Here is a 20485-nt window from a genome sequence, read left to right as displayed (position 1 = left end):
CGCCTCCGCCGGAAACACCAACTCCGTCATGAACTCGATGAGCCTGCCCTGATAATCCCGCGCCCTACCCGACAACCCGAAGTCCATGACGGTCACGATATTCCACTTGTCTAACGATGTGACGGGGGGTCGGCGTTGCAGCCACGCGACGATGAACGAGCAGCGGCCCCCTCTCGGAAGAGGGGGCCGCTGCCGCGAATCAGTTACGCATGGCTGGAGTGCGAGGACTCCGAGTGGGTGCCATGGCGGTGCGTGTTGGCGGCGTCCTTGCCCGACGCGGAGTCGTGTGACGCGTGGCTGGACGACGAACTCGATCCCTTGGCGGTGGCCGAGTCGCTGCTGGACGCGCCGGCGTCGGTGGTTCCGGCGTTCTCGTGGCCCGACCCGTGCTTGGCGGCGTCCGTGCCCTTCGTCCCAGCGCTGTCGCTGCTGCTGACGTCGCCGCTGGTCGATGAGCTGGCGGTGCCGGTGCTCTTCGCGGCAACTGCCGCCGTGGCTGTTGCCGAGGTGGTGGCCGTCGGTGTGGCGGCGGGCGCAGTGGCGGCCACCGGTGTGCTGGTCGACGGCGTGGTGGTCGACGGCGTGGTGGCTGTTGCCGCGGTGGGGGTCGAAGCCTTCTTGGTCGCGTCCGAGGTGACCGTGGAGGCGGCCGGCGTCGTGGCAGTTGCCGGGGTGACCGATGCTGTCGCTACCTGTGGGGTCGCAGCAGCGGTTTTGGCTGCGGCGGCGGCCGGCTTGGTGAGTTTGAGTGCGGCAGCGATCTGCTGGGGCCAGGTCTGCAGCAGGTCCTGCAGCACACTGCCGGCATTGAGCAGACCGGTGAACGGTGTGTTCGTGGGGTTGTATGCGGCGCTGGGGTAGACGTACCCGTTGAGCAGGTCGCCGACCAGATCGGCGGGTGCCTTGAGCACCTGGGTCAGAGCCGCCCCGATCTTGCCGGAGGTTACGTCGGTGCCGATCGTCGCGATGTCACCGACCAACCCGAAGGCGACGCTGAGCACCGGGGACAGCATGGTCTTGGCGAGGGCCTTCAGCGTCGGATAGTTCAGCACCGTCGCGGTCAGATTCGTCACCGTCTGCAGAATCTCGGCCGGGACCGGCGTAGGCAGCTTGGCGGCGACGTTCGTCAGCGCCTGCAGGAAGTCGCCCTCGATCGTTTCGGACGGGGTCGCCCCGGCCTTGGCGGTATTGAAGATCGGGCTCAGCAGGGGCTTGAGGGTGTGGTCGAGTACCTCCAGTGACCACTCTTCGGCGTAACTGAATGCGCCGAAGACGTCGCCGTGCTGAAGGGCGGTGACAATTTCCTGCAGCGTGCTGCCCGACTCCGTGACGCCGTTGTGTGTCACGGTGCCGCCGAAGAGGCCGAAGACGTAGCCGTCGTCGCTGCCGTACCACCCGCCGGAGAAGGTGTTTTGCAGGCTTGTCTCGACGCCGGTGATCGCGGTGGTGATCAGGTGTCCGTCCGCGAGGCTGGCGCTCAGCCCCTTCAGAAGTCCCGGGATCAACGCTTGGACGGCACTGACCAAGGCCTGGGGGGTGCTCGTCCGCACGCCGGTCGCGACGGTGGCCAGGTTTGTGCCGATCGCCTGCAGCAACGCGGGGTAGGCCACCGCGGCCTCGCTGCCCAGGGTCTGCAGGTTGACGCCCGTTTGGCTCAGGACGCTTTGGTAGTCACCGAGCACGTCGCTGATCCCGCTGGTGAGTTGTACGGCGCGGTGCTGTGCCTCGGCCTCGATGCGGTGCTGCAGATCGGTCGCAACATTGGATGCCACCGGATTGACGACGATTGCCGCCGCAGCCGCCACGGTCACACCACCGACCAGGAACTTGTTGATGCGGGCGGCTGCCGATGAGCCGGTTTGATGCCTGGATGAATTGGCACCGAGTGCGAGTTGCACGGGTTCTCCTAAGAGTGGAACGAATCGCCGAAGGACGGCACGGACGTTAGCTGAGGGTTACCTAAGAATCAATAGGCTTGCCTTGCCTTAATAAGGCCGCCCTAATTAATAGCCCTCCAAGGCGCCCGAATCGGCGCGCGAGGCGGCATCGCTGCAGCGTGACGGCCTATTCCGGCCAGCTGTACAGTTGCTGTCAATTCTGCTGTCAATTTGCTGATTGTGGCAAATGAATACGATTTCAGAACCCGCCGATCCGCCGACACGCCGCCGCCATCAGCACTCCCGCAAACGGCGGCAGTCAGGAATCGGCAGGTGCCAGGCTGACGTCGCTGATATCGATGGCCACCATGAGCTCGTCGGCCAACGGGCGTCCGGCGTCGTCACACAGATAGGCCCGACGCCTCGAGGGCACGATGATTCCGTCGACTTCGATCGGGTCGGTGACGTACTGGATCGCGGCGAACCCGCCGGCGACGTCGACGCGGTAGTCGTGACGGCGCAACAGGAAGTCGCTGCCGAAGAAGAACTCCTGCAATGTGCTGTGGCTGGCGATGTAGTCGGGGAAGCGCACCTGCAGCCCGCGCCACCGCTCACCGTGATCGAGGACCGGAGCGATCTCGGTGACGTCCATGCCGGGCAGCGTCATGAAGAACGGTGTCGTCAGGTACGTCCACAACGCGTAGCCGTTGAAGTAGGCGCGCTGCAATGGATTCCACGGTGTCGCCAGGACGTGGCCCTCGAATGTGGCGCGCGGATCGGTCTGTTCTGCCACCACCCGACCGTCTACCTTCTCGATCGCGACGCGCGCCGGGGTGAAGTCGGACCGCTGATCCGGTGCGCCGAACGGACGTACCGAAGCCCATTCACGTTGCAGCGCAACCGACATCCGTCGCGGCACCGGATCCTGCGGCTGTCCCTTGACGTCCCACAGCTTGCCACCGGTGACGATTGTCGCGTCCATGGCACTGACGCTGTGCCATCGTTCGAGTCCGCCGTGGGCCGCCAGAACTGAATCGAGCAGGCTGGTCGTCATGACTGACCTCTCTTCGGAGTTGTCTCCCGCACAACGCATTAGGGGCGTCGCTGGATCCGGCTGAGGGTGCCCCCGTCACTACCAGGATGGACAGGGACCGGTTGGCACTCGCCGCACCGGAATACCGTACGAAGTGTGCGCGCTGTCGCCGATGACGACACCCGCCGATAGGAAAGGACCGAAAGTGTCCACCATTCGATTCCAGGCAACCACCACGTTGACCCCGGAGCAATTCATTGCAGGGCTCACCGACTTCGGACCGGGCCGCGAGCAGGTATTCCCGAATAGTGCGGATTCTTACCTGGACGTGCACTCCTTGATTCCCGGCGAAGCCGACGTCACCGAAGGATCGGGAGGTATTTGGGAGCGACTCCACTATGACTGGATCCGGCCGAATCAGGTGCGGTTGATCACCACCGCCTCCAACCTGTTCGGCGGATCTTCCGGCTACGTGTACAACCTGACGCGCCAGCAAGACGCTACGACAGACGTGGACCTGGTGATCGTGCGCGAGGGCAAGAACATCCGCGGCCGGATGCTGTCCTGGGTGCTGGGTTCGGTCGGTAAGGGCTCATTGCGAAAGGCCTTCTACCGCAGTGTCCGAGCCATCGAAGCGCGCCATGGGCTTGCGGTCCCGCCGCGCTAGCGATGCGTGTGGGATCGGCTGTCACACCTGACGGCGGCGATCTCGGCGTCAGCCGACGGGGATCGGGCCCGTCGCTGGTTCCGGCTCAGGCTCAGGCTCTGGCGTAGGGCGATTCGACGGCCGACGGGAAATCCTTTGGGGCCACCAGAACCACGGGCCGAGTACACGGGCCAGCGGCATCACCAGGAACAGCCGCACGACGATCATGTCGAAGATCAATCCGATGCAGATGGTCGTGCCGGCCTGGCCGATGTTGACGACGTCGCTGGCGAGCAGGGCCAGCATGGTGAAGGCGAACACGAACGCCGCGGTGAACACCACGCCGCCGGAACTGCCCATCGTCCTGATCAATCCGGTCTTGATGCCCGCGCCGATCTCCTCCCGATATCGCGACAGCATGAGCAGGTTGTAGTCGCAACCCACGGCGACCAGAACGATGAAGGCGATCGGCAAAGTGAGCCAATGTAATTGGGTGTGCAGCAGGGTCTCCCAAATGAACACCGACAATCCGTAGGCGCCGGTGAACGACAGCACCACCGTGACGAGCACGATGACCGCACCGACCAGCGCCCGCGTGATGACCAGGATGATGGTGAACACCAGTCCGAACGTCGCGAGCATCATGATGATGATGTCGTTGAACGAATAGTCTTCGACATCACGGTAATTCGACGCGGCGCCGGCCAGGTACAGCTTTGCGTTCGACAGGGATGTGCCTTTGAGGGACTGCTGCGCGGCAGCCGTCACGTTCCGGATCTGATCGATGCCTTCCGGGGTCTGGGCCTCGCCCTCGTGGTAGAAGACCATCCGGGCCCCCTTGCCGTCGGGGGTCATGAAGAAGTTCATCCCGACCTTGAAATCCTCGGTCTTCAAGGCGTCCGGCGGCAGGAAGAAGAAGTCGTCGTTCTTGGCGTTGTCGTATACCTGTGCCATGTTGACCAACGGATCGATGAACACATCCAGTTGATCGACAAGGGAATTCAGGGTGCTCTGCAGTGTCATGGTCAATGACTGGATGGCCTGCAGGTTGGCCAGGGTGGAGTGGATTTGCGGGATGATCTGCGGGGTGACGGTATCGATGATGGTGATGCCTTTGACGGTGTTACCGAGTTCGTCGGTGATTCCGTCGACGGTGTCGATGGAATCGTAGAGCGCTCTCAGCGCCGCGCAGACCGGGATGTCGTAGCAGTGCGGTTCCCAGTAGAAGTAGTTGCGCATGGGGCGGAAGAAATCGTCGAAATCGGCCAGGTGGTCGCGGGTTTCCTCGGAGAGCGCTTGCAGCCGCTCGGCGGATTGCCGCGACAGGTGGGTACCGACGACCAACTGCTTGGTGATGTCCTCCAATTGCTTGGTCGATCGGAGAATGTTGCCGGTCTTGTCGGACAAGGTGCCGATGTCGCGGATCCGGTCCCGCAGGAAGCCGAGATTCTCACCGAGTTTGGTGCCCAGGGAGCCGAATGCGTAGGGCAGTGAGGCGTGTTCCAGTGGCCGGCCGTTAGGTCGCGTCACGCTTTGCACCAGAGCTACACCCGGAGCGCGAATGATCGCTTTGGTGATCCGGTCGAGCGAGATCATGTCGGTGGTATTGCGCATGTCGTGATCGGCCTTGACGTACACGATGTCGTTGTTCAACCAGCTCTTGGGGAAGTGCTTGTCGGCCGCGGCGTAGCCGGCGCTCGCCTCCACGCTGGCCGGGGCGAAATCGCGGTCGTTGTAGCTCACGTGATAGCTGGTCCAACCCAACATGCACAACGGAATGATCACTGCCGCAACGGCAATCATCGGCACCGGCCATCGAGCGATCATGGTGCCGACCTTGCGCCACACCGGATTGGCGCGCTTCTTACGCGGCTGCAGCCAGCCGATCTTGCTGCCCAGGGTGAGCAACGCCGGGCCCATGGTCAGTGCGGAGAGCACGGCGACCACCATCGATACCGCACACGGTGGACCCAGGGTGCGGAAGTAGTCCAGGTGCGTCAGGCTCAGGCAGAGGGTGGCACCGGTGATCGCGGTCCCGGAGCCGAGGATGATATGCGGGACGTTGGCCACGGAGATGTAGTAGGAAGACTCCTTGTCTTCGCCCGCTTGGCGGGCTTCCTGATAGCGGCCGATGTAGAAGATCGCGTAATCCGTCGAGGCGCCGAGGACCAGCGAGACGAGCAGGTTGGATGCGAACGAGGAGATCTCGATCAGGCCCTGCTGCACCAGGAATGCGATGATGCCCCGGGCCGCAGCGAGGGTGGTCAACACTCCCATCAGCGGGATCACCGCACGGGTGATCGACCGGTAGGTGATCAGCAGCAAGACCAGGATCAGGATGACCGTGACGATGGTCAGCTTGACCAGGCTGGCATCGGTGGCGTGCAGCGTGTCAGCGGCCAGTGGTGCCGGACCCGTGACAAAGGTGCTGAGGCCGTTCGGTTTTGGCACCTTCGCGATGACATCGCGGATCGACTCGATCGATTCGTTGGCCTTCGACGAGCCCAGGTCGCCGGTCGGCCGGATGGTCAGCGTGGTCGCCTGGGCGTCGGCACTCTGCGACCCCGACATGGTGACCGGTTTGCCCCACAGATCCTGCACCGACGCAACGTGTTGGGTGTCTTCCAACAGTCGATGGACCACCTCGTTGTAGTACCGGTGGTCACCCTCGTCGAGCTTGCGGCCGTGGGTTTCCAGCAGCAGGACGGCAACGCTGGTGAAGTCCGACTCCTTGAAATCGTTGCCCATGCGGATCGCGGCCTGCGCCGACGGCGCGTCACGGGCGACCAGGGGACCTGCGTTGGCGGCGGTGATGTCGTCCAGCGATGGCACGAACACGTTGGTCACGACGGCGATGGCGAGCCAGATCAGGAGGATCGGAACCGCCAGCACCCGTAGCAGTTTCGCGAGGCGGGGACGTTTCACTTGTTCGGGTTGGGGTTGCGGTGGGGGCTTCTCGGCCACGGGAGCGCTCATGCGGCGGTCACCGTGCATGCCACCGCAGCGCTCTCGTGATTGACCGAGTGCTCGTCTCGGACCTGCCCGTCAACCAGAATCCGGCACCCCACCGAATCGCCATCGACCTGAGCCACCAGGCTCAACGACGCCGAGGCGGCCATCGTCGTTTGCGAATACGACCACGGTAACGACGTGAGCTGTACCGCGATCGGCTCGCTGTTGAGGTCCGCGTAGGTGACTTTTCCCGCCCCCCCGAGGGACCCGAACACTTCGTAGGTGACGTTCTTCGGATTGATCTGCACGACGGTCGGCGCAATGGTGGATGGGTCCGGCGGACTGGTGATCGCCTGGGAGAGTCCGCGCACCGTGTTCACGCCGTAGCCCACGATCGCGATCACGGCAAGGATCACCACGGGCAGCCAAAGCTTGCCCATCAGCCCGCCACGCCTTCCTCGGTTGCCCATGCGATCGTCCTCCGACTAGTGCGGGCTGTGGCTTCACCGGAACTTGGCGTGATGATAGCTGTGAGCGCCCTGAATTTCGTCGAATCCGAACGTTGCCCGGCAAACGACTCCCGGCATCGATCGAGGATTGGTGTTTGCGGGGACGGTGGATCGAGCTGCGCGCATCGGGATTGCATGATGGATTGGCCCTCGGCTATGGCGACGCCGCGTCGAAATTGCTTGGTGTTGGCCGGGAATGACGTGATCCGGTGGGCGATGTGTTTGACGAGGATGCCGCCATTCAGGGCGGAACCACCCGTCACCGTGCGACGCTGACGGCATGACCGACGAACCTGTTCGCGTAGTGGTGGGCGATGACCACCCGTTGTTCCGCGATGGCGTGGTCCGCGCGCTGTCTTCGAGTGAGTCGATCGAGGTGGTGGCCGAAGCCGACGACGGGCCGTCCGCGTTGGCGGCGATCCGCACCCACGGGCCGCAGGTGGCACTGCTGGACTATCGGATGCCAGGCATGAACGGTGCCGAGGTGGCCGCTGCGGTGCGGCGCGAAGGGCTGCCGACCCGAGTGCTCTTGATCTCGGCACACAACGAGGCAGAGATCGTCTACCGCGCCCTGCAGGACGGCGCATCCGGCTTCCTGCCCAAGGAGTCGACCCGCAGCGAACTGGTGAACGCCGTCCTCGATTGTGCGAAGGGCCGCGACGTGGTGGCGCCCAGCCTGGCGGCGGGGCTGGTCGGCGAGATCCGCCGTCGCGCTGAACCGGAAGGTCCGAGCTTGAGTCCACGGGAGCTGGAGGTACTCAAGATGATCGCGTCCGGTAGCACCATCCCGGCGATGGCCAAGGAGATGTTCCTGGCGCCCTCGACGGTCAAGACTCACGTGCAGCGGCTGTACGAGAAGCTCGGCGTCGGTGATCGCGCGGCGGCAGTTGCCGAGGCGATGCGCCGAAAGCTTTTGGACTGAAATGCCTTTCGAGATACGACGCCTGGGCGAATTCCTGACCGCAGAGCCGGTGCGGGTGTCCGCGGTGCTGCGGCTGCCGCTGATCGGGTTGATCGCGGTGCTGGTGTGGATCTGGGAGGTCGATCACTGGTTGCCCGAACTGTATGCGGTGATCCTCGGTGTCTACGCCCTTGCGGCAGTGATGTGGTTGGTGGCGGTACTGCGCGGATCGGTTCCCCGTTGGGCCGACTGGGCGTCGACCGGCGTGGATCTCTTGGTGATCCTGTCCTTGTGCCTGGTATCCGGCGGCGCCACCGCGGCACTCTTGCCGGTGTTTTTCCTGTTGCCGATATCGGTTGCGTTCCAAGACCGTCCACTGCTGACCGCCGCCATCGGCGTGGTGACGGCCGGGGGCTATCTGGCGGTGTGGATCTTCTACTCCAAACACGACGACCGGGTCGGCCTGCCGAATATGGTGTACACCCACTTCGGCTTCCTGCTCTGGTTGGCGATCGCCACCACCGCGCTGTGCTTCGTGCTGGCCCGGCGCCAGGCCAGAGTCCAGTCGTTGCAAAACGTGCGGCGCCAACTCGTCTCGGAGGCAATGCAATCCGACGAGCGGCATAATCGTGAGGTCGCCGAGCACTTGCATGACGGCCCACTGCAGACAGTGTTGGCGGCGCGGCTGGAACTCGACGAGGCGCGCGAGCGGATCGGCGACCCCGCGCTGGACGCGGTGTACACGGCACTGCAGGAAACCGCGACTGCCTTGCGGTCCACCGTCACTGAACTGCATCCTCAGGTGCTTGCCCAGCTCGGGCTGACACCGGCGGTACGAGAGCTGCTGCGCCAGTTCGAATCTCGTACTCACGTCGTTGTGGACGCCGAATTGGACGATGTGGAAAAGCCGGAGTCGCAGCAGTTGATGTACCGGGCCGCCCGGGAGCTGCTGACCAATATCGGCAAGCACGCCCGGGCCACGTCAGTGAAGGTTCGGTTGGGCCGCATCGGTAACCGGGTCGTCCTGACCATCGCCGACGACGGCGTCGGGTTCGACCCGGCGGCAGCGAGTCAGTATGTGGCCGACGGACACATCGGCCTGGGCTCCTTGCTGGCGCGCTTCGATGCGATGGGGGGCGCGATGGTGATCGACTCTGCCGCTGGGCGTGGCACGCGGGTGACGGTGACGTCGCCGATCGAACGTGCGGCCACGCCCTAGCGGTTCACGCACCGCCGAGGGTGGCCGGCGCGCTCATGTCCAGTACGACCCGAAACCTGGCCTCGCCGGACATCATTCGCGCATAGGCGGCTGGCGCGTCCTCGAACGAGAAGACCTCGTTCATCGATGACACGTCGTGCTCGGCGCTGAATTGCAGGCCCACCTCGTTTTCGAGCGAGGTGCCGGTGAGGCTTCCCACGATCGATCGGCCACCGAAGATGACGTCGGCGGTATTGACCGCGATCGGATCGTGCGCGGCGCCGACGACCACCAGCTGACCACGCGGCCGCAGTCCGGCCACCAGCGGCGACATCGAAGCCCCGCTCGCCGCGGTCGCGACAATGGCCGCAGCCCCGCCCAGCTCTTGCAACGCCTTGGCGGGATCGACCGCGGCACTGTCGACGTAGTGATGGGCGCCCAGTTTCCGGGCCAGTTCTGCCTTTCCCGGTCCGCGCGCAATGGCCGCAACCTGGTAACCCAGCTTGTTGGCGTACTGCACGCCCAGATGGCCCAACCCGCCGATGCCCTGGACTGCCACCAGGGCTCCGGGTTCGGCGTGCAGCCGCTGCAAGGGGTTGTAGGTGGTGATACCGGCGCACAACAACGGCGCGGCGTCCAGCGAAGCCATCTGGTCGGGAACCCGCACCAGCCCACTGGCCCGGGCGTACAGCACCTCGGCGTAGCCACCGTCCACGGTCATGCCGGTCTGCGGCTGGTTCTGGCAATTGACGAAGTCACCCCGGCGGCACCACTCGCAGTCACCGCAATGGCCGCCCAGAAAGCCCACTCCGACGCGATCGCCGACCTGCCACCCGTTGACCGCAGCGCCGATCGCTTCGATCACCCCGACGGCCTCGTGTCCGGGAACCACCGGTTGGGTGGGGTCGGGGCGGAGTCCTTCGGCGGTGAAGGAGTCGGTATGACACACACCGCACGACTCCACCCGAATGCGCACCTGCCCAGGGGCAGGTTCGATCAACTCGCGCTCGACGAGTTCGAACTGATGTTGTCCTGTCACCTGGTAGGCGCGATAAGTGGGCATGTGGGGAGCTCCTTCACGAGAGTTGGTTGCAGCATTGCGTCATGCATAACAATCCCGGCCGGCCTTGCGGATTCCGCTGATCCTGTCCCTGAGGGGATCAGGATAGTCCGAAATGTATTGCCGGATCGCAGTGCTGACCGACACGGCAACACGACATTTCGGACAGGAGCGGTCATGCCGACGACGACAACCATGCGGTCCCTCGTCGCTCACCGGATGGGCGAGCCGTCCGAGGTCTTGCGCCTGGAGGCGCGCCCGATTCCGAAGCCCGGTCCCGGCCAGGTTCGGATCAGGGTGGCCGCGGTGCCGGTTCATGCCAGCGATCTGCACACCGTGCGCGGCAGGTACGGGTTCACCCCGGAGTTCCCCACCGTGCCTGGAATCGAATCCGTCGGGGTGATAGACGAAATCGGCAGCGGCGCAGATGGTTTGACCGTCGGGCAGCGCGTCATCACGGTCGGTGTCAGGGGTACCTGGCAGGAGTATGTCGTGGCCGATGCCGGCCAGGTCCGGCCCGTCCCCGACGGTATGAGCAATTCCACGGCCGCCCAGCTGCTCAGTAATCCGCTCACCGCGGTGATCCTGACCGGTGAGGTACTCGATGTCCGACCGGGTGAATGGCTCTTGCAGACGGCGGCCGGTTCAACGGTGGGACAGTCGGTGATTCAACTCGGCACGCATGTTGGATTCAAGACCCTCAATGTGGTGCGCCGCAGAGCCGCGGTCGAGGACATCCTGGCGATGGGCGGCACCGCGGTCATCTGCACCGAGGATGAAGATCTGGGCGAACGGGTGGCCGAGATCGTGGGCGAGCGCGGCGTCTCCAAGGCCATCGACAGCGTCAGCGGTCAGCTCGGGGCGGACGTGTCCCGCGCACTGGCACCTGACGGTGAGCTGGTGGTCTACGGAGCGCTGTCGACGCACCGCCAAACCGAACCCGACAAACTCACCATCCCGGTGTTCGCGCGCTCATTGATCTACGAAACCAAGACCGTGCGGGGATTCTGGTTGTTCCGGTGGTTCAACCGGACGCCGCAGGATCGGCTGTTTGCCACCGTCGACCGGACGATTCAGTTAGCTGACAGCGGCGTTCTGCAGGTGCCTGAGGGCCGGCCCATATCCGTCGAAAACTTCAGCGAGGCTGTGTATTTGGCCGAAGCTCCCGCACACGGCGGCAAGCCGCTGCTGGTTTTCGAACCGTAGGCCATGGCCGCGTATGTCGGAATGTGCACGCCACCAACGACGTTCACGGGCTCCCGGCCGCTGACGGCAAACATCCGGTTGACGAGGTGGACGTTGGAAGGATTCTCCTCGCACCGTCGAGTAAATCGGTCATAGTCGTAGGGCAGCTCGCGGCCCGATCATCGGTTGGCCGATGGAGACGCTGATCGAAGGAGTTGGTTGTGGAGTTCCTTGTCGAAATGACCACGCAGGTGCCTGCCGGTACTCCGGAGGAAGTTGTAGACGAAATCCGCGCCCGCGAGTCGATGCGGGCCCGTGAGCTAGCAGATGACGGGCGCTTACTGCGGCTGTGGCGGCCACCGCTGGCCCCCGGCGAATGGCGGTCACTCGGACTCTTCGCCGCCGACGACGCCGAACAGCTCGAGCACACACTCGCGTCCATGCCGTTGCGCATCTGGCGCACCGATGTCGTGACACCACTGACCGCGCATCCCAACGATCCCGGGCTACGAAGGCAGTCGTGACCGTCTGGACCTGACATGAGGTTTCCCGCCTCGCCGCGGGGATCACTGCAATTGATGCGGCCCTGCCGGTAATGCGTAGTAGCCGCAGCCTTCCAGCAATGAGGGAACCCGTCCTGACGGTCGGAGATGACTGGCGGCCGGCACATGTTGAGCAGTGGGTCGGCAACAACAGAAACGCCAGAAAGGCCCGCCCCCCATGAGTGATCACACCCCCGTCGTAGTCATCACCGGCGCCTCGCAGGGCATCGGCGAGGCATTGGTGGCGGCATACCGCAAGCAGGGCTATGCGGTCGTCGCCAACTCCCGCAACATCGCCCCTAGCGATGACCCGATGGTGCTGGCCGCTCCCGGCGATATCGGGCAACCCGGCGTCGGGCAGCGTGTCATCGGCGCCGCGGTGCAGCAGTTCGGTCGGGTCGACACCATCGTCAACAACGCCGGCATCTTCGTCGCCAAGCCGTTCACCGAATACACCGACGAGGACTACGACGCGGTCACCGCAGTGAATCTGCGGGGCTTCTTCGAACTGACCCGCGCGGGCATCGCAGCCATCGAATCGCACGGCGATGGCGGCCACGTCGTCAACATCTCCACCAGCCTGGTCGACCACGCCTTGTCGCAGGTGCCCTCGGGTTTGGCCGCACTGACCAAAGGCGGACTCACCGCGGTCACCAAATCGTTGGCCGTGGAATACGCGGCTCGCGGAATCCGCTCCAACGCAGTCGCATTGGGCATCATCCGCACCCCGATGCATCCCCCGGAGACCCATGAGTTCCTGGACGCATTGCACCCGATCGGACACATGGGCGACATCGAGGACGTGGTGCGTGGTGTGCTGTATCTGGAGCAGGCCAAGTTCGTCACGGGCGAGATCCTGCACGTCGATGGAGGTCAAAGTGCTGGGCATTGAAAACACAGCGGACGTCATCCGCACGGTCTTGGACGAGTGGAAGGCGGGGGTCGATTCGCACGACCCCGGCCGGGTGGCGGCGGTGTTCAGCGAGGACGCGATCTTTCAGGGTCTGCACCCGTACAGCGTCGGACGGCAAGGCGTGTCTGACTATTACGAATCGCAGCCGATCGGACTGAGCGTGCAGTATCGCGTCATGCAGTCCCGCCGCCCCGCCGACGAGGTGGTATTCGGTTATCTGCGAGCCGATTTCACCCGGCCCGACGGAGTGCAGCTTCCGCTGAATCTGAGTGTCCTGATCACCCACGACGAGAATGGCTGGCAGATCGCGCACTACCAGGTGAGCGCCGTGCCCGCTGACAACTAACGCCAAACATCCGAAATGGTCGCTATCCCGTTGGGCCAGCGACCATTTCGTCGATCTGGGTGTAGAACTACAGCGCGGCGAGGATGTCGTTCACGCGGTCGCGGGCGTCGCCGAACAGCATCTGGGTGTTCTCCCGGAAGAACAGCGGGTTCTGCACGCCGGCGTAACCGGAGGCCATGGAGCGCTTGAACACGATGACGTTCTCGGCATTCCACACCGTCAGCACCGGCATGCCGGCGATCGGGCTGCTCGGGTCTTCGGACGCAGCCGGGTTGACGGTGTCGTTGGCGCCGATGACGAGCACGACGGCGGTGTCGTCGAAGTCGTCGTTGATCTCGTCCATTTCCAGGACGATGTCGTAGGGCACCTTGGCTTCGGCCAGCAGCACGTTCATGTGGCCGGGCAGGCGGCCGGCCACGGGGTGGATGCCGAAGCGGACGTTGACGCCGCGTTCGCGCAGCTTGCGGGTCAGGTCGGCGACGCCGTACTGGGCCTGGGCCACGGCCATGCCGTAGCCGGGGGTGATGATGACGGTGTCGGCGGAGCCCAGCAGTTCGGCGGCGCCTTCGGCGTTGATTTCCCGGTGCTCGCCGTAGTCCTTGTCTTCGGCCGGGCCGGCTTCGATACCGAAGCCACCGGCGATGACCGAGATGAACGAGCGGTTCATGGCCTTGCACATGATGTAGGACAGGTACGCACCGGAGGAGCCGACGAGGGCGCCGGTGATGATCAGTAGGTCGTTGGACAGCAAGAAGCCCGACGCCGCGGCGGCCCAACCGGAGTAGCTGTTCAGCATCGACACCACGACGGGCATGTCGCCGCCGCCGATCGAGGCGACCAGGTGCCAGCCCAGCAGCAGCGCGAGTGCGGTGACCGCAACCAGTAGCCACAGGTTCGGGGAGATGACGAACCACACGGTGAGCGCGAAGAAGGCCACCAGGGCGCCGATGTTCAGGAAGTTCTTGCCGGGCAACATCAGCGGTGCGGACTTGATCCGCGCCGACAGCTTCAGGTTGGCCACGATCGAGCCGGTGAAGGTGACCGCGCCGATGAAGACGCCGACGAACACCTCGGCGGAGTGGATGCCGAGCATGCCTTCGCCGGCCATCTTGACCGCTTCGCTGCCGGCCAGATCGTTCTCGACGTGCAGGTAGCCGCTCCAGCCGACCAGCACCGCGGCCAGACCGACGAACGAGTGCAGCAGCGCGATCAGTTCGGGCATGCCGGTCATCTCGACCACGCGCGCGCGCCACAGACCGATGGCGGCACCGATGGCCATGGCGCCGATCAGCAGTCCCAGGCCGAGGGGCTCGATCTGCTTGTTGATGGCCAGGGTGATGGTGGCGATCAACGCGACCGCCATGCCGGCCATGCCGAAGGAGTTACCGGCCTTGGAGGTCTCGTGTTTGGAGAGCCCGGCCAGCGCGAGGATGAACAGCAGGGCCGCGACGACGTACGCCGCGTTGGCCGCATTGGTGATGGTTTCTGCGTTGAACATGAATCCGTTCCAAAGTTTTCTGAGTGTGCAGGCTCTAGCTGCGCGAGAACATGGCCAGCATGCGGCGAGTCACCGCGAAGCCACCGAAGACATTGATGGAGGCCAGCAGGATCGCCACCCCGGCCAGCGCGGTGATCGGCGTGTTGTGTTGGCCGATCTGCAGCAGGGCACCGACGACGATGATTCCGGAGATCGCGTTGGTCACCGACATCAGCGGGGTGTGCAGCGCGTGGTGCACGTGCCCGATCACGTAGTAGCCGATCACGATCGCCAGCGCGAATACCGTCAGATGGACTTGCAGCGCGGCGGGGGAGATCGCGATCAGCGCGAACAGCACGGCCGCGGCGGTGAACGTCACGCCGAGGCGACGCTGGGTCGACATCGGTTCCTTGGCCTTCGGCGCCACCACCGGCGCGGCTACGGCCGCGGCCGGGGCGGCCGAGACCTGCACCGGCGGCGGTGGCCAGGTGATCTCGCCGTCGCGGACCACGGTCACCGACCGCTGCACCACGTCGTCCCAGTCCAGGACAACCTGGCCGTCCTTCTCCGGGGTGAGCAGCTTGAGCAGGTTCACCAGGTTGGTGCCGTAGAGCTGTGAGGCCTGGGCGGGCAGGCGGCCGGCCAGGTCCGTGTAGCCGATGATCGTCACACCGTTGTCGGTGACGACGGCCTGGTCCTTGACGGCGCCCTCGACGTTGCCGCCGTTGGCCGCCGCCATGTCCACGATGACCGAGCCGGACTTCATCGACGCCACCATGTCGGCGGTGATGATGCGCGGCGCGGGGCGGCCCGGGATCAGGGCCGTGGTGATGATGATGTCGACGTCCTTGCACTGCTCGGCGTACAGCTGCGCTTCGCGGGCCTTGTAGTCGTCGTCCATTTCTTTGGCGTAGCCGGTGGCGGAGACCTCGGCCGCCTCGTTGGCGACGGACAGGTACTCCCCGCCCAAGGAGGCGACCTGGTCGGCGACCTCGGGGCGGGGGTCGGTGGCCCGCACGATGGCGCCCAGTGATCCCGCAGCACCGATGGCGGCCAACCCGGCCACACCGGCGCCCACGACGAGCACCTTGGCCGGCGGCACCTTGCCTGCGGCGGTGACCTGGCCGGTGAAGAACCGGCCGAAGCGGTGCGCAGCCTCGACCACGGCCCGGTAACCGGCGATGTTGGCCATCGAGGACAGCACGTCCAGCGACTGCGCGCGGGAGATGCGCGGCACCGCGTCCATGGCCAAAACGGTGATCGGACGGGTCGCGAGCTTGTCGACCAGCTCGGGGTTCAGGGCCGGGGAGATCAGGCTGATCACTGTCGCGCCGTCCTTGACGGCTGCGATTTCGGCATCGTTCGGGGCGTTGACCTTGAACACCACGTCGGCGTGCCACGGTGAACCGATACCGGCTCCGGCTGCCACGTAGGCGCCGTCAGCGAAACTTGCGGCCGCACCCGCGCCGGACTCGACAATTACCGAGTAGCCCAGCTTGATCAACTGCTCAACAGTTTGCGGTGTAGCGGCAACCCGCGTCTCACCAGCCAGAGACTCGCGCGGAATCCCGATGATCATCGATTTCGGTCCGATCTGTTTGGTTACTTGCAAGTAAGTCTCGCATCCGCGTGCGGATGGCTGACCTCGCCCCCATGGCTGTGAGCAGTGTGCTTACCGGAGGCCGCCGGCGGCTGCGTAGCATTCGCCGGCTCTTCTTCGTGGTTCGCCAGTCGCGGGCCGGTGCCGTCAGTGCCGATGACGGTCGATCCGGCGACAACGAAAAGCGCCGGACCCATTGTGGATTCGGGTCCGGCACAGGGTTGACGTCGTACGGTACGGCGGTGAGTTCGTCGGCAAACCGAACTGCGCCGTCAGCAACGAGTTGCGCTGATGTGGAAGTCGGTTTGGGGAGTGCGCGCGGGCGGCGTCAGCCGGGAAATGCCCGCCGTCGCGCGCCCGGAGGTGCGACGCAGATTGTGGCTATACCGGTGGATAGGCGGGGGGTGGGTAGACGCCACGCAGACCCCACGGAACCCAACGGAAGAAGTACTCGACTTCGTCGCTCGCGTCGTAATCCGGGCTCGGATCCATCGCAACCTCCCCAACGAGATGTATTTGCTCCCGAAGTCTAGACCTCTGCAGGTCCCGGTGGGCGGCGGATCAGGACTTTGCCAGCGAACGCGCCAAACCTGGCCAACCAGTTGATTGGGAGCCGAGCGGATACCTAGAGTGAGGCACCATGTCCACAGAGTCACCCGCGAAGGGATCGTCAGCAGGTTCGAACGGGACGTCCCGGCGCGAGGAGTTGCTCTCCGTAGCGGCCAAGCTGTTCGCCGCTCGCGGGTACCACGGCACCCGGATGGACGACGTCGCCGATGCCGTCGGACTCAACAAGGCGACCGTCTACCACTACTACGCCAGCAAGTCGCTGATCCTCTGGGACATCTACAAGACCACCGCGGACTTCACCGTCGAGGCGCTGCACGACGACCCGACCGCGTCGGCGCGCGAGACGATCTTCAACTTCACCCGGCGGCTGTTGGTCGGGGTCGCCAACGATCTGCCCGCGGCGGCGGTGTACTTCCAGGAGGGGCCGTACATCACCGAATGGTTCACCGAGGAGCAGGTCGCTTACATCCGCAAAGCCGAGACGACGGTCTACGAACACGTCCGCGATGTCATCGACCGCGGCATCGCCAGCGGTGAGTTCCACGACTGCGACTCGCACGTGCTGGCGTTGGGCTACATCGGGATGACGCTGGGTGCCTATCGCTGGCTGCGTCCGCACGGCCGGCGCACGGCACCCGAGATCGCCGTCGAGTTCAGTACCGCGTTGCTTCGGGGGCTGATCCGCGACGAGACCGTCCGCATCGACGATCCACTTGGAGGAACCGCGCATGGCTGATCTGTTCCGGCTTGACGGCAAGGTCGCCGTGGTCACCGGGGGCGGGCGCGGGATCGGCGTGATGATTGCGCGCGGTCTGCTGGAAGCCGGCGCTGCCAAGGTGTATCTGGCGGCGCGTAAGGCCGCCGAGCTCGAGGCTGTCGCGGCCGAACTGTCGGGACTCGGTGAAGTCGAGACGGTGCCCGCAGACCTGGGTACGGCCGAGGGCGTGCTGGCGCTGGCCGACGCCATCGCCGCGAAGGAAGACCAGGTGCATGCGTTGTTCAACAATGCCGGCGCGGCCTGGGGGCAGACCTTCGCCGAGTTTCCCGAGTCCGGCTTCGACAAGGTCTTCGACATCAACGTCAAGGGCGTATTCCTGCTCACCCGCGCACTGGTGCCACTGCTGAATGCCGCTGCGACAGAAGATGACCCGGCTCGGGTGATCAACACCGGCAGTATCGACGGCATCGTCGCGCCGGGGCGTGGCAGGGACAACTTCTCCTACAGTGCCAGCAAGGCCGCGGTGCACATGCTGACCCGGCATCTGGCCGGCGAACTGGCACCGCGAATCCTGGTCAATGCCATTGCGCCAGGTCTGTTTCCATCTCGGATGACCAAAGAGATACTCGCCGCCGGCGAGGGCGCGATAGGTGCCGGGATGCCGCTGGGCCGGGTCGGCCGGCCCGACGACATGGCCGGTATCGCCGTCTTCTTGGCAAGCAAGGCAAGCACATTCATCACCGGGGCGGTCATCCCGGTCGACGGGGGAGTGAGCACCATCCGATGAAATCCGAACTGTTGTCCCGCCGCGACCTGGACTTCCTGCTCTACGAATGGCTCCGGGTCGACGAGCTGACCGCCCGGGAACGCTTCGCCGATCACTCGCGGGAGACCTTCGACGGCGTGCTCGACCTGAGTGCGCAACTGGCAGAGCGATATTTCGCGACGCACAACAAGACCAGCGACGCCAATGAGCCGACCTTCGACGGTCAGCGCGTGACGCTCATTCCTGAGGTCAAGGAAGCTTGGGAGGCTTTTGCCGCAGCCGACCTGATCGGTATGTCGATGGAAGCGTCGGTGGGTGGTGCGCAACTGCCCGCAGTGGTGGCACAGGCCGCGTTCGCCTGGATCGCCGCGGCCAACGTGTCCACCTCCGGCTACCTGATGCTGACCATCGCCAACGCCAATCTGCTGACCAAGTTCGGCACACCCGAGCAGATCGACACCTTCGTCAAACCGATGCTCGCGGGCCGCTTTTCGGGCACGATGGCGCTGTCGGAGACCCAGGCCGGATCATCCCTGGCCGACGTCGCGACCCGGGCGGAGCCCCAAGCGGACGGGACCTACCGCGTATTCGGCTCCAAGATGTGGATCTCGGGCGCCGAGCACGAACTGACCGACAACATCGTCAACCTGGTGCTGGCCAAGATTCCAGGTGGCCCGCCGGGAACCAAGGGCATCTCGCTGCTCATCGTGCCCAAGTTCCTGGTGAATGCGGACGGCTCGATCGGGGAGCGCAATGACGTCGCCATCGCCGGGCTGAACCACAAGATGGGACAGCGCGGTGTCACCAACACCGTGCTGAATTTCGGTGATACGCAGTTCCGTCCAGGCGGCGAGCGGGGCGCGGTGGGCTATCTGGTGGGCGAACCGCACCGCGGGATCGTCTACATGTTCCAGATGATGAACGAGGCGCGCCTGGCCGTCGGCATGGGTGCGGTGTCGCTGGGGTACACCGGGTACCTGAAGTCGGTCCAGTATGCCCGGGAGCGGCCGCAAGGTCGTCCGTTGGCGGTCAAGGACCCGACCACGCCGCAGGTGCCGATCGTCGAGCACGCCGACGTCAAGCGAATGTTGTTGGCGCAAAAGGCTTACGTGGAAGGCGGCCTGGCGCTGGGACTGTACTGTGCCCGGCTGGCCGACCTGCAGCACAGCGCCAAGTCGGACACCGAGGCCGACCGGGTGGGGCTGCTCCTGGACATCCTGACGCCGATCGCCAAGAGCTGGCCGTCGCAGTGGTGCCTGGAGGCCAACAACCTGGCCATCCAGGTGCACGGCGGCTACGGCTACACCCGCGAATACGACGTCGAGCAGCACTACCGGGACAACCGGCTGAACCCGATCCACGAGGGCACCAACGGTATTCAGAGCCTGGATCTGTTGGGCCGCAAGGTGACCCAGCGTGACGGTGCAAGTCTGGCGGTACTCGGCGGAGCGATCGAGAGCACAGTGGAGGCGGCGGGTGCCCTGGGCGGCGAAGCTGCCGAACTCGGGGCGACGCTGGCGGCGTCCTGGCAGCGACTGGTGGCCGTCACGGCCGGAATGTACGGCTCCGGCGATGTTCCGGCGGTCATGGCGAACAGCCACGTTTACCTGGAGGCGTTCGGGCACATCGTGGTGGCGTGGCTGTGGCTGGAGCAGTTCGTCGCGGCTTACGGCAAGGACGGCGACTTCTATGACGGCAAGCGGCACGCCGCCAGATACTTCTTCCGGTTCGAACTACCCAAGACCGCACCGCAATTGGACCTGCTCGAGTCGCTGGACCGCACCACGCTGGAGATGCAGGACGGCTGGTTCTAGGCCGGCCGAGCCGTGAATTCTGTTGGCGGCCAGCCTTCTCCGATCCGCCGTGTCGCGGGAGAATCGGTCTAGTTCGTTGCCGGTGGTGGTGGGTGGAATGGTTGGTACCACCACCATTGGGCGTGTTCGCCGGTGGGTCCGGGGCATGGTGGGACAGTCCATCGCGCTCGATCTCGGCGACGATGTGCACCAGGCGTCCGTCGATCGCGTTGCGTTGACCGGTCAGCTCCGCGATCTCCTCGAACAACGCCTCCAGCCGCTCACCGGGATGCACCCCGGTGGCCAAAGGTGTTGCGGCGGTGGACATAACCCCATCATCGCAGAGGAGTACGACAACTTCCGGACATCAAATTGAGAAACGAGCCCTACGTTCGTCGC

At 64.8% G+C, this 20485-nt stretch carries 18 protein-coding genes and 2 pseudogenes; 10 read left to right on the top strand and 10 right to left on the bottom strand.

Annotation, left to right across the window (positions count from 1 at the left end; genetic code table 11):
• Positions 1 to 203: 203 nt before the first annotated feature.
• Positions 204 to 1898 (bottom strand): hypothetical protein, encoded by a 1695-nt coding sequence (locus ABIA30_RS22270; protein WP_370069405.1) that lies wholly within the window; start codon positions 1896 to 1898, stop codon positions 204 to 206.
• A gap of 298 nt (positions 1899 to 2196) precedes the next feature.
• Positions 2197 to 2931, bottom strand: a complete 735-nt coding sequence (locus tag ABIA30_RS22265) for a hypothetical protein (RefSeq protein ID WP_370069403.1) — start codon at positions 2929 to 2931, stop codon at positions 2197 to 2199.
• Between the two features lie 184 nt (positions 2932 to 3115).
• Between ABIA30_RS22265 and ABIA30_RS22260 the strand changes: the two genes are divergently transcribed.
• Positions 3116 to 3577 (top strand): hypothetical protein, encoded by a 462-nt coding sequence (locus tag ABIA30_RS22260; RefSeq protein ID WP_370069401.1) that lies wholly within the window; start codon positions 3116 to 3118, stop codon positions 3575 to 3577.
• Between the two features lie 48 nt (positions 3578 to 3625).
• Here the strand turns inward: ABIA30_RS22260 and ABIA30_RS22255 are convergent, their stop codons facing one another.
• The 3 genes from ABIA30_RS22255 to ABIA30_RS22245 are packed head-to-tail and all read right to left on the bottom strand — an operon-like array spanning position 3626 to position 7280.
• Positions 3626 to 6550, bottom strand: coding sequence for an RND family transporter (locus tag ABIA30_RS22255; RefSeq protein ID WP_370069399.1), 2925 nt, complete (start codon positions 6548 to 6550; stop codon positions 3626 to 3628).
• Positions 6529 to 6948: an MmpS family transport accessory protein gene (locus ABIA30_RS22250; RefSeq protein WP_370069431.1), complete on the bottom strand. Its 420-nt coding sequence runs from the start codon at positions 6946 to 6948 to the stop codon at positions 6529 to 6531. Before ABIA30_RS22250 ends, ABIA30_RS22255 begins: the two co-directional genes overlap by 22 nt.
• On the bottom strand, positions 6948 to 7280 hold the full coding sequence (locus tag ABIA30_RS22245; RefSeq protein WP_370069397.1) for a hypothetical protein: 333 nt from the start codon (positions 7278 to 7280) through the stop codon (positions 6948 to 6950). Before ABIA30_RS22245 ends, ABIA30_RS22250 begins: the two co-directional genes overlap by 1 nt.
• A 17-nt stretch (positions 7281 to 7297) precedes the next feature.
• Between ABIA30_RS22245 and ABIA30_RS22240 the strand changes: the two genes are divergently transcribed.
• Entirely contained in the window at positions 7298 to 7939 is a 642-nt protein-coding gene (locus ABIA30_RS22240) for a response regulator (protein WP_370069395.1), read from the top strand.
• 1 nt (position 7940) lies between these two features.
• On the top strand, positions 7941 to 9137 hold the full coding sequence (locus ABIA30_RS22235) for a sensor histidine kinase (RefSeq protein WP_370069393.1): 1197 nt from the start codon (positions 7941 to 7943) through the stop codon (positions 9135 to 9137).
• 4 nt (positions 9138 to 9141) lie between these two features.
• Here the strand turns inward: ABIA30_RS22235 and ABIA30_RS22230 are convergent, their stop codons facing one another.
• Positions 9142 to 10179 (bottom strand): alcohol dehydrogenase, encoded by a 1038-nt coding sequence (locus ABIA30_RS22230; RefSeq protein ID WP_370069391.1) that lies wholly within the window; start codon positions 10177 to 10179, stop codon positions 9142 to 9144.
• Positions 10180 to 10353: 174 nt separating this feature from the next.
• Between ABIA30_RS22230 and ABIA30_RS22225 the strand changes: the two genes are divergently transcribed.
• The 4 genes and pseudogenes from ABIA30_RS22225 (at position 10354) to ABIA30_RS22210 (ending at position 13162) form a co-directional block, all read left to right on the top strand.
• Positions 10354 to 11382, top strand: coding sequence for a zinc-dependent alcohol dehydrogenase family protein (locus ABIA30_RS22225; protein WP_370069389.1), 1029 nt, complete (start codon positions 10354 to 10356; stop codon positions 11380 to 11382).
• A gap of 200 nt (positions 11383 to 11582) precedes the next feature.
• Positions 11583 to 11864, top strand: a pseudogene (locus ABIA30_RS22220) (muconolactone Delta-isomerase family protein); the annotation flags it as partial.
• A 217-nt stretch (positions 11865 to 12081) separates the two neighbouring features.
• Positions 12082 to 12795 carry an SDR family NAD(P)-dependent oxidoreductase gene (locus ABIA30_RS22215; RefSeq protein WP_370069387.1) on the top strand — a complete coding sequence of 238 codons (714 nt, stop codon included), beginning with the start codon at positions 12082 to 12084 and terminating at the stop codon, positions 12793 to 12795.
• Positions 12782 to 13162, top strand: a complete 381-nt coding sequence (locus ABIA30_RS22210) for an SgcJ/EcaC family oxidoreductase (protein WP_370069385.1) — start codon at positions 12782 to 12784, stop codon at positions 13160 to 13162. The genes ABIA30_RS22215 and ABIA30_RS22210 overlap by 14 nt, the downstream gene beginning before the upstream one ends.
• 67 nt (positions 13163 to 13229) lie before the next feature.
• On the opposite strand, the gene pntB is transcribed toward ABIA30_RS22210, so the two are convergent.
• From pntB to ABIA30_RS22195, 3 genes are all read right to left on the bottom strand, one after another.
• Complete coding sequence (gene pntB / locus ABIA30_RS22205) at positions 13230 to 14660, bottom strand: Re/Si-specific NAD(P)(+) transhydrogenase subunit beta (RefSeq protein ID WP_370069383.1); 1431 nt, start codon at positions 14658 to 14660, stop codon at positions 13230 to 13232.
• Positions 14661 to 14694: 34 nt separating this feature from the next.
• Complete coding sequence (locus ABIA30_RS22200; RefSeq protein WP_370069381.1) at positions 14695 to 16218, bottom strand: Re/Si-specific NAD(P)(+) transhydrogenase subunit alpha; 1524 nt, start codon at positions 16216 to 16218, stop codon at positions 14695 to 14697.
• A gap of 402 nt (positions 16219 to 16620) precedes the next feature.
• The gene (locus ABIA30_RS22195) at positions 16621 to 16731 is read right to left on the bottom strand and encodes a hypothetical protein (RefSeq protein ID WP_370069379.1); all 111 of its coding nucleotides are present in this window, start codon (positions 16729 to 16731) and stop codon (positions 16621 to 16623) included.
• A gap of 148 nt (positions 16732 to 16879) precedes the next feature.
• Between ABIA30_RS22195 and ABIA30_RS22190 the strand changes: the two genes are divergently transcribed.
• The 3 genes from ABIA30_RS22190 to ABIA30_RS22180 are packed head-to-tail and all read left to right on the top strand — an operon-like array spanning position 16880 to position 20107.
• Entirely contained in the window at positions 16880 to 17545 is a 666-nt protein-coding gene (locus ABIA30_RS22190; protein ID WP_370069377.1) for a TetR/AcrR family transcriptional regulator, read from the top strand.
• Positions 17538 to 18314 carry an SDR family oxidoreductase gene (locus ABIA30_RS22185; RefSeq protein ID WP_370069375.1) on the top strand — a complete coding sequence of 259 codons (777 nt, stop codon included), beginning with the start codon at positions 17538 to 17540 and terminating at the stop codon, positions 18312 to 18314. Before ABIA30_RS22190 ends, ABIA30_RS22185 begins: the two co-directional genes overlap by 8 nt.
• Positions 18311 to 20107: an acyl-CoA dehydrogenase gene (locus ABIA30_RS22180; RefSeq protein WP_370069373.1), complete on the top strand. Its 1797-nt coding sequence runs from the start codon at positions 18311 to 18313 to the stop codon at positions 20105 to 20107. The genes ABIA30_RS22185 and ABIA30_RS22180 overlap by 4 nt, the downstream gene beginning before the upstream one ends.
• 154 nt (positions 20108 to 20261) lie before the next feature.
• Here ABIA30_RS22180 and ABIA30_RS22175 read toward each other — a convergent pair.
• A pseudogene (locus ABIA30_RS22175) lies at positions 20262 to 20414 on the bottom strand (hypothetical protein); the annotation flags it as partial.
• Between the last annotated feature and the right edge of the window lie 71 nt (positions 20415 to 20485).

Source organism: Mycobacterium sp. MAA66 (assembly GCF_041261665.1).
In the GTDB taxonomy this organism is placed as follows: domain Bacteria; phylum Actinomycetota; class Actinomycetes; order Mycobacteriales; family Mycobacteriaceae; genus Mycobacterium.
The sequence above is the reverse complement of the archived record's forward strand: the minus strand, read 5'-3'. Positions and strand labels throughout refer to the sequence as shown.

What these genes read in the sequence shown, in the direction of transcription:
- ABIA30_RS22250 (WP_370069431.1), bottom strand. Translation starts at nt 6,948, where the DNA reads ATGGGCAAGCTTTGGCTGCCCGTGGTGATCCTTGCCGTGATCGCGATC.
- ABIA30_RS22215 (WP_370069387.1), top strand. Translation starts at nt 12,082, where the DNA reads ATGAGTGATCACACCCCCGTCGTAGTCATCACCGGCGCCTCGCAGGGC.
- ABIA30_RS22255 (WP_370069399.1), bottom strand. Translation starts at nt 6,550, where the DNA reads ATGCACGGTGACCGCCGCATGAGCGCTCCCGTGGCCGAGAAGCCCCCA.
- ABIA30_RS22235 (WP_370069393.1), top strand. Translation starts at nt 7,941, where the DNA reads ATGCCTTTCGAGATACGACGCCTGGGCGAATTCCTGACCGCAGAGCCG.
- ABIA30_RS22230 (WP_370069391.1), bottom strand. Translation starts at nt 10,179, where the DNA reads ATGCCCACTTATCGCGCCTACCAGGTGACAGGACAACATCAGTTCGAA.
- ABIA30_RS22185 (WP_370069375.1), top strand. Translation starts at nt 17,538, where the DNA reads ATGGCTGATCTGTTCCGGCTTGACGGCAAGGTCGCCGTGGTCACCGGG.
- ABIA30_RS22180 (WP_370069373.1), top strand. Translation starts at nt 18,311, where the DNA reads ATGAAATCCGAACTGTTGTCCCGCCGCGACCTGGACTTCCTGCTCTAC.
- ABIA30_RS22195 (WP_370069379.1), bottom strand. Translation starts at nt 16,731, where the DNA reads ATGGATCCGAGCCCGGATTACGACGCGAGCGACGAAGTCGAGTACTTC.
- pntB (WP_370069383.1), bottom strand. Translation starts at nt 14,660, where the DNA reads ATGTTCAACGCAGAAACCATCACCAATGCGGCCAACGCGGCGTACGTC.
- ABIA30_RS22225 (WP_370069389.1), top strand. Translation starts at nt 10,354, where the DNA reads ATGCCGACGACGACAACCATGCGGTCCCTCGTCGCTCACCGGATGGGC.
- ABIA30_RS22240 (WP_370069395.1), top strand. Translation starts at nt 7,298, where the DNA reads ATGACCGACGAACCTGTTCGCGTAGTGGTGGGCGATGACCACCCGTTG.
- ABIA30_RS22190 (WP_370069377.1), top strand. Translation starts at nt 16,880, where the DNA reads ATGTCCACAGAGTCACCCGCGAAGGGATCGTCAGCAGGTTCGAACGGG.
- ABIA30_RS22200 (WP_370069381.1), bottom strand. Translation starts at nt 16,218, where the DNA reads ATGATCATCGGGATTCCGCGCGAGTCTCTGGCTGGTGAGACGCGGGTT.
- ABIA30_RS22265 (WP_370069403.1), bottom strand. Translation starts at nt 2,931, where the DNA reads ATGACGACCAGCCTGCTCGATTCAGTTCTGGCGGCCCACGGCGGACTC.